1 protein-coding gene and 1 pseudogene are annotated in these 1,698 nt (G+C 66.7%); both read right to left on the bottom strand.

Going from position 1 to position 1,698, the window contains the following annotated elements; translation table 11 throughout:
* The coding region (locus MOV74_RS37535; RefSeq protein ID WP_404979231.1) for a small ribosomal subunit Rsm22 family protein at positions 1-807 on the bottom strand (807 nt) is incomplete at its 3' end.
* A gap of 108 nt (positions 808-915) precedes the next feature.
* Positions 916-1,698: pseudogene (locus tag MOV74_RS37530) on the bottom strand (chromosome segregation protein SMC); the annotation flags it as partial.

Raw genomic sequence — 1,698 nt, 5'->3', positions numbered from 1 at the left:
GGGCGGCGTGCGGGTCAGGGCGACGTAGATGAAGCGCTCGTCCTCGAACGGCACCTCGGCACCCTTGATCTGGCGGTGCGCCTGTGAGCGCGGCAGGCGCTGGGAGAAATGGCACCAGTCGGGCGCGGTGAGCGGGCAGGGCTTTTCGTGCGGGCAGGGCGCGGCGATATAGGCACCTTGTGCGATCAGTTGCTGGCGCAGCGCGAGGATGCGCCTATAGCCGGCTGGCGTGCCGGGCTCGATCACGAGCAGCGCGTGGCAGGCTTTGGCCCACATCGCCTCGGTGAGCTTGCGTTGGTCAGCCTCACTGAGCTCGCCGATGATGTAGCTCGCAATGACGAGGTCGGCTTGCGAGGCCTCGGCCAGGTTGCCGCCGGCATCGCCCGGCAGATAGCGGCACTCCGCCAGACGCGTGCTGTCGCGTGCCAATTCGAGCGCGAGCCGGCTGAGCGTGGCGTTGGCGTCGAGCAGCGTGAAATCTTGGAGCGACGGAAAGGCTTCCGCGGCCGCCCAGCTCGCGCTACCCGGGCCTGCGCCAACGTCGAGCAAGGTTTCCGGGGCTAGATCAGGCACGATCGCCGTGAGTGCATTGAGGCTGGCCGCCACCGCCGCGTAGGTCGCCGGCATGCGCGCGAGCGCATAAGCGAGCGCATCGGCTTCGGACTTGATCATGCCGGAGCCACCACCGGCGCGATAGGCGGTTGAGATCTTCTGCGACCGCTGCGCGGCGTCGCTGCGCGAAAAGCCCTGGAGCTTGCCGTCGAGGGCTGCCTTGAGTTCAGCAGGGAGGGTGGGGGCGATCATCAGCAACCTCGCGTCATTCCAGAGCGCGCGACGCGCGAATCCGGAAGCTGGAGATTGTAACGCGAGATTCCGGGTTCTCGCTGCGCGAGCCCCGGAATGACGCCAGAGATATCACGCCACGTTCTGGTCGAGGATGTCCACGGCCTCTGACAGGCTCACCGACACCAGTTGCGACACGCCGCGCTCGGCCATGGTGACGCCGAACAGGCGGTTCATCCGCGCCATCGTGATCGGATTGTGCGTGATGATGATGAAGCGCGTGTCGGTCGAGCCGGTCATCTCGTGCAGGAGGTTGCAGTACCGTTCGACGTTGTGGTCGTCGAGCGGCGCGTCGACTTCGTCCAGCACGCAGATCGGCGAGGGGTTGGTCAAGAACACCGCGAAGATCAGCGCCATCGCGGTCAGCGCCTGCTCGCCGCCCGAGAGCAGCGACAGCGTCTGCGGCTTCTTGCCGGGCGGCTTGGCGATGATCTCGAGGCCGGCTTCCAGCGGGTCGTCGCTCTCGATCAAATGCAGCGCGGCTTCGCCGCCGCCGAACAGCTCGACGAACAGGCGCTTGAAGTGGTTGTTGACGACCTCGAACGAGGTCAGGAGCCGCTCGCGCGCCTCCTTGTTGAGGCTCTGGATGCCCTGGCGCAGCCGCTTGATGGCTTCGACGAGATCGTCGCGCTCGGTGACCAGACCATTGTGCTGGGTCTCGACCTCGCGCAGCTCTTCCTCGGCGCGCAGATTGACGGCGCCGAGGCGCTCGCGGTCGCGGCGCATCTTTTCGAGGTCTTCCTCGATGTCGTGCAGCGGCGGCAGCTCGGCGCCGGGCTCGATCTCGGCCAGACCTGCAACGGCCTGCGGCTCGACTTCGAGCATGTCGCGGATCTCGCGCTCGATGTCCTCGAG

It is taken from the genome of Bradyrhizobium sp. SHOUNA76 (assembly GCF_023006445.1).
Classification (GTDB): Bacteria; Pseudomonadota; Alphaproteobacteria; order Rhizobiales; family Xanthobacteraceae; genus Bradyrhizobium.
Note: the sequence above shows the minus strand (reverse complement) of the source record. Positions and strands in the feature narration are given on the sequence as shown.